This is a genomic window from Vibrio sp. V19_P1S1T109 (genome assembly GCF_002241375.1).
Taxonomy (GTDB): Bacteria; Pseudomonadota; Gammaproteobacteria; order Enterobacterales; family Vibrionaceae; genus Vibrio; species Vibrio anguillarum.
On sequence record NZ_NDIM01000151.1, the window covers coordinates 1 to 6,397 of the forward strand.

Consider the following 6,397-nt stretch of genomic DNA (forward strand, 5'->3'; position numbering starts at 1 on the left):
ATATTTATGCAGTGGGTAACACTAGGAATTTACAATTAATTAGCACAGAGGTTATGGAAGTGTTAAACAAAAAGAGTTTGTTAAGCAACATTGGCGTGCAAGTCGTCATTGCAATGATCATTGGTACTGCCGTTGGTGCCATGATGGGACACGATGCGGCCGTCTTTTCGCCACTGGGTGTCATTTTTATCAACCTAATTAAGATGCTGGTGATCCCACTGGTGGCCGTTGCGCTTATTTCCGGTGCTGCGGGCCTTGGTAATAGCCACGCGGCGGGTAAAGTCGGTTTTGTCACACTCAGCTTTTTTGCGGTCACTTCCGCACTCGCCGTAACGCTAGCACTGGTAATGGGCGAAGTCTTCCAACCGGGTATCGGCGTCGATATTTCGGGCGTTGAAGGTATGTTTTCTGCCGAATACGCAGCAAAAGGTGAACTACCTACTTTTTGGGCAACCATTACGGGTATGATCCCAACCAACGTTTTCCAGTCACTGAATAATGCCAACATTCTACAAATCCTTGTTTTTTGCTTGTTCTTTGGCATTGCCATTTCTAAACAGAGCAAAGAAAAACGTGACCCGATCATCAATGGCGTAAACACCATTGTTGATGCCATGGTGTGGATGATCAACAAAGTGATGATCATCGCGCCTATCGGTGTATTCGGTTTGATGGCTGAAGCCGTCGGCACGTTTGGTTTTGGTGCACTGATGGTGGTATTTAAGCTGTTTGTCGTTTATGTCGCGGCCATTTTAATTTTCGGCTTTATTGCTTACCCGCTGATGATTCAGGTCTTAACCAAGACGTCGGCTAAGAAATTTATCCTTGCGATGAAAAAGCCTCAAGCCGTAGCCCTTTCAACCGCGTCATCAATGGCGACACTCCCTGTCACTATGGATACCGTAGAACACGACCTTGGCGTACGCAACTCAACTGCCGCCTTTGTTCTGCCGTTAGGTGCCACCATCAACATGTCTGGCAACGCCATCTATTACGGTTTAGTTGCGATTTTCTTCGCCCAGCTATTCAATATTGATCTCTCGATGGGCGCTTACATTGCCATCATCGTAACAGCGACACTGGGCGCCGTCGGTCAGGCAGGTGTTCCTGGTCCTTCTTTCCTTGTAGTAGCCGTTTTGTTAGCGGCTGGAATTCCAATTGAAGGTTTGCCACTACTGTTCGCCCTAGACCGTATCTTCGACATGATCCGTACCGCGCTCAACATCACAGGGGATGCCGCGTGTGCCGTTATTGTTGATGCTTTGATTGAAGAAGAAGCCACTGAGGCCTCATTGAAGCAGCAAAAAGCCTAACTCATCACAGAGCATCATTGATCCAATACAAGCCGCATCCTATGCGGCTTTCTTTTTGCATCGCAATTTGCAAAAAAAACAGTTCTCATACTAAAGTTAATCATTAAAGCGCCCTATGACTGACGATAAAGTTGGCATTGCGATTGCTATAATAAACGACACCTCTTTCGTGCCACATAGCAGCGGCAAACTTTTGGCGTTAGCACGAATCGACTTGGAGTATGAGTAATGGATATTCATCGTGATACTTATTATGGTTTGATTCACCACGGGATCCGAGAATTGGTTATCGATCGGATTGGCCATTTCAGTGAATTTGAATACCACCAATATCTAGGCTTAATTACTGGCAAAGATTCCTGTTTTTCAATGACAGATGAAGAATTGCAGATAGCCGTCGCCAATTTAAAAAGTGAAGGCTATTTAGAAGATATGAAACGAGCAATACCACAACTTGAAACCAGCGGCTGGGAACGCTGATCCATTTCTAGTTAATTTGTTTCGAATTGTCTCTTTCTATTTAGCTCTGACACGGTTTTGGTTAGACTGTGCGCAACGTTTAAATCGGAAGCATAAATACGAATGAAGCAACTTATTGATTTTATACCACTTATCATCTTTTTTGCCCTTTTCAAGATGTACGACATCTATGTCGCCACAGGGGCACTTATCGTGGCCAGTGCGGTACAGATTGCCCTGACCTACGCACTGTATAAGAAAGTTGAAAAAATGCAGATCATCACTTTTTTGATGGTGACTATCTTCGGTGGTATGACGATTTTCTTTCACGATGACAATTTCATTAAATGGAAAGTCACCATTGTTTACGTTGTTTTTGCCTTGGGCTTGACCATCAGCCACATCATGGGCAAATCAGCCATTAGAGGAATGCTTGGCAAAGAGCTAACCTTACCTGAACACGTATGGACAAAAATCAACTGGGCGTGGGTTTTCTTTTTCAGCGTTTGCGCTGTACTAAACATCTATATTGCATATCAACTGCCATTGGATGTTTGGGTCAACTTCAAAGTATTTGGCTTATTAGCCGCAACTTTTGTTTATACCTTATTAACGGGCGTTTTTATCTACAAACACCTGCCAAAAGAGAAGCAAGTTTCCGAGAGCAAACCCTCCTCGCACGAGCACTGATTGCACTAACCTTCTCGCTAGGACTCATTCAGAGGACTCTTTGAGTGCAAAACAGGCTGTCTTTGGTATAATCCGTCCCTATTTTTCAGCGACCAATTTGGTCGCTGTTTTGTTGTTGTGGATGTCGAAAAATGAATCAGGAAAATAGCGCCCCAAGAGGCCAATTATTGCTACGCACCTTAGCCATGCCAGCAGATACTAACGCCAACGGTGACATTTTCGGCGGTTGGATCATGTCTCAACTCGACTTGGCTGGCGCAATTTTAGCCAAAGAGATCTCATTTGGCCGCGTTGTCACTGTGTCTGTTTCTAGCATTACGTTTAAAAAACCCGTCAAGGTAGGTGATGTAGTGTGTTGTTATGGTGAATGCACCAAAATTGGCCGCACTTCAATGTCCGTCAATCTTGAAGTATGGGTAAAACCCATCAAATACGACAGCGTGGGAGATCGTTTCCAAGTATGTGAAGCAACCTTCAATTATGTCGCCATTGATACCGATGGCCGCCCTCGACCGATTAAGCCTAGCAACTGATCACAGAAATTCAGTTTGGTTGCTTTCAATACGCGCCAGTTTCAGTACAGTAAGGCCTCGACTTCATTATCAAACAATAAGGATATCAATATGTGGTACGTTATTTTCTCTCAAGACGTAGAAAACTCGTTGGAAAAACGCATGAGTGTCCGGCCACAACATTTAGAGCGCTTACAAACCTTGCAAGATGAAGGTCGTCTATTAACCGCAGGGCCAATGCCAGCAATTGATTCGGAGAATCCAGCAGAAGCTGGGTTTACGGGGTCAACGGTCATCGCTGAGTTTGATTCTTTAAGACAAGCTCAAGCATGGGCGGATGCCGATCCTTATGTTGCTGCCGGTGTGTATCAACATGTTATCGTTAAACCCTTCAAGAAAGTGTTTTAAGATGAAAGTCATTCTCTGTGCTCTGTTTACAACGCTGGTACTGGTGGGTTGTAGCTCGAATGGTGATCAGCAAAAATATTTGGAAGCCGTAGCCAGTAATCGCGCGAATGTGATTAGCGCTGAGTTACCCTTAGAATTTGGGCCTTTGTCCGTGATGCGTGCCAGTGCTAAAGGCAGTACGGTGGAAATTATGATGATTTACAATGGGGGTCAAAAAGGAGCAAAGCCGATTGATCAAGTGTTGAAAACCAGCATCAATACCTACTGCTCGGATTCAACCACACGCGCTAACCTCGACCTCGGCTTAACTTATAGAATTAAAATGCGCAATACGCGGGGCCAACTTGTTGTGGACCAATTCATTAGTAAAGCAACTTGTTCGGCACAATAGTCCTCCCCTTATTAGTGATGACCACCACTTTATTCGTAAAAAACAGAGGCTTCATTTGAGGCCTCTGTCAAGATTAATGTGGCTTAACTTTGCTGGGGTTTAAGCTCTTTGCGCAGCGTTTTAGCTGCTGACACTAAGTTGGTCAGTGCTGCCTCCACTTCATTCCAATTGCGCGTTTTTAAGCCGCAATCAGGGTTAACCCATAATCTCTCTGCTGGAATTTTTTCCGCCGCTTTACGCAACAAACCTTCAATCCACTCTTGAGAGGGAATGTTTGGCGAGTGAATATCGTACACACCTGGGCCAATTTCATTCGGGTAGTTAAACTCTTCAAACGCTTTGAGCAGTTCCATATTCGAGCGAGAAGTTTCAATCGTAATCACATCGGCATCCAGTGCCGCTACTGAGTCAATGATTTCATTAAATTCGCTGTAACACATGTGAGTGTGGATCTGCGTTTCGGGTTTCGCACTCGCCGCCGCAATTTTAAATGCCTCAACTGCCCACGCCAGATATGCTTGATGGTCACGCTTCTTCAATGGCAATCCTTCACGAATCGCAGGTTCATCAATTTGGATGATGTTAATGCCCGCTTGCTGCAGGTCTGCCACTTCATCACGCAAAGCGAAAGCCAATTGCTGTGTGATGGTTTGACGAGAAATATCTTCACGAGGAAACGTCCAGCATAAAATCGTTACAGGCCCAGTCAACATTCCTTTCATTTGCTTCGCAGTCAATGATTGAGCATAAGTAGACCACTCCACCGTAATCGGTTTTTCACGTTCAATATCGGCCACCACGATAGCCGGTTTTACGCAGCGTGAGCCGTAACTTTGCACCCAGCCAAATTGTGTAGTCTGGAAACCGGCTAAGTTTTCGGCAAAGTACTCCACCATGTCGTTACGCTCAGCTTCACCGTGCACTAACACATCGAGATCAAGTGCCTCTTGACGTTTTACTGCATCGGCAATGTGCCCTTTCAATGCATTGATATAATCAGCGTGTGCCAGTTTACCTTGGCGGTAAGCACTGCGCTGATGACGGATCTCACTCGTTTGAGGGAATGAGCCTATGGTTGTCGTTGGCAAGAATGGCAACCCTAACACTTCAGCTTGGTGATGAGCGCGCTCTGAATAAGGTGCACTGCGCTCAGAGAGTGCTGCCGTTATGCTGTTGACTCTCGCCTGTACATGCGGTTTATTAACGTGAGTTGCCGTTTTACGTGCAAGTATCGGTTGGCTATAAGTTTCACAAGCCAGAATCGCCGCGTCATCACCGTCCAGTGCCTTACCAAGTAAAGCAACTTCTGTCACTTTTTGTTTGGCAAATGCAAACCAACTTTGTACTTCATCACTGAGCTGCTGCTCAAGATCTAAATCAACTGGGCTATGCAAGAGTGAACACGAACTCGCAATCCACAGATGCTCCCCCAGTTGCTGCTTCACTGGCTGTAAACGAGCCAATAACGTCGCAAGATCGGCGCGCCACACATTGCGTCCATTGACCACACCTGCCGAAAGTACCCAATTTTTTGGCAATTTCTCTAGTACCGCGTTCAATTGATCGGCAGAAGCGGAGAGATCGATGTGCAATCCATTTACTGGTAGCTCAATGATTTTATCGAGCGTATCAAGCACCGAATCAAAATAAGTAGTCAGTAACAGTTTTACATCGCCAGCGATCACTTGATAAGCCAACTTAAATGCATCTTGCCACTTTGATTCTAGCTCTAACGCTAAAATAGGCTCATCGATTTGTACCCATTCCACTCCTTGTTTAGCAAGCTTAGCTAAAATTGCTTGATAAGCGGTCAATAAACGAGGCAGTAAGGTCAGGCGATCAAATCCCTCTTCGACCTCTTTACCCAAGTAGAGGTAGCTCAGCGGGCCAAGCAGTACAGGCTTAACTTGGTGGCCTGCTTTCGACGCTTCATTGACTTCCTCAAACAGTTGAGGCCAGCTGACTTCGAACGTATCGTCTTGGCTGAACTCCGGCACAAGGTAGTGATAATTGGTATTAAACCATTTAGTCATATCAGAAGCGGCACTTCCGCTACAGCCGCAACCCGCTTGTGATTGACCGCGTCCAACGCGAAAGAGTGTATCTAAATCAGGAAAGCCGTTTTTATGACGTTTAGGAACGTGTCCAAGGAGCAATGTGGTTGTGAGTACGTGATCATACCAAGCGAAATCGCCTACGGTTGAAAAACTCAGACCCGCTTGTTGCTGCTCAGCCCAGTTTTTCTGACGAATGTCATGCCCTACTTGCAGTAACTGCGCTTGATCGCTTTCGCCACGCCAATATTTTTCTAACGCAAATTTCAGTTCGCGTTTTTCACCAATACGTGGATAACCTAAGATGTGAGTCGTCGTTGTCATGTCCCTAGTCCTTTTGCTGTTGATCGTATCTGATTCTTTATCGCATGAGATAAAGACTGTCTCTTATACACATAAGACGCTGCCGATGAAGAGGTTATTGTTATTATCGGTGGAATTACCAGGCATCAACGAGGAAACACATTAGAAATCGATCAGTGACGTATTGCGCATGTCACTTATACCACCATGACCCTGCAGCCTTAGGTGATCAAGAAAACTTTGTTCGGGGACAGCAAGCAACACACG

General features: G+C 45.4%; 7 protein-coding genes. 6 read left to right on the forward strand and 1 reads right to left on the reverse strand.

What is annotated here, in order from left to right; all coding sequences use genetic code 11:
- The first annotated feature begins 53 nt into the window (after positions 1 to 53).
- The 6 genes from B9J87_RS07055 (at position 54) to B9J87_RS07080 (ending at position 3,773) form a co-directional block, all read left to right on the forward strand.
- Positions 54 to 1,313, forward strand: a complete 1,260-nt coding sequence (locus tag B9J87_RS07055) for a dicarboxylate/amino acid:cation symporter (RefSeq protein WP_038171785.1) — start codon at positions 54 to 56, stop codon at positions 1,311 to 1,313.
- A 228-nt stretch (positions 1,314 to 1,541) separates the two neighbouring features.
- Positions 1,542 to 1,793: a hypothetical protein gene (locus B9J87_RS07060; RefSeq protein ID WP_017044617.1), complete on the forward strand. Its 252-nt coding sequence runs from the start codon at positions 1,542 to 1,544 to the stop codon at positions 1,791 to 1,793.
- Between the two features lie 102 nt (positions 1,794 to 1,895).
- The gene (locus tag B9J87_RS07065) at positions 1,896 to 2,462 is read left to right on the forward strand and encodes a septation protein A (RefSeq protein ID WP_094149964.1); all 567 of its coding nucleotides are present in this window, start codon (positions 1,896 to 1,898) and stop codon (positions 2,460 to 2,462) included.
- A gap of 131 nt (positions 2,463 to 2,593) precedes the next feature.
- Complete coding sequence (gene yciA / locus B9J87_RS07070; RefSeq protein WP_013857152.1) at positions 2,594 to 2,995, forward strand: acyl-CoA thioester hydrolase YciA; 402 nt, start codon at positions 2,594 to 2,596, stop codon at positions 2,993 to 2,995.
- Positions 2,996 to 3,085: 90 nt separating this feature from the next.
- A complete protein-coding gene (locus B9J87_RS07075) occupies positions 3,086 to 3,382 on the forward strand; it encodes a YciI family protein (RefSeq protein WP_013857153.1) in 297 nt (98 codons plus the stop codon).
- Between the two features lies 1 nt (position 3,383).
- On the forward strand, positions 3,384 to 3,773 hold the full coding sequence (locus B9J87_RS07080; protein ID WP_094149966.1) for a GspS/AspS pilotin family protein: 390 nt from the start codon (positions 3,384 to 3,386) through the stop codon (positions 3,771 to 3,773).
- Between the two features lie 83 nt (positions 3,774 to 3,856).
- On the opposite strand, the gene metE is transcribed toward B9J87_RS07080, so the two are convergent.
- Entirely contained in the window at positions 3,857 to 6,151 is a 2,295-nt protein-coding gene (metE, locus tag B9J87_RS07085; protein WP_094149968.1) for a 5-methyltetrahydropteroyltriglutamate--homocysteine S-methyltransferase, read from the reverse strand.
- Positions 6,152 to 6,397: the final 246 nt, after the last annotated feature.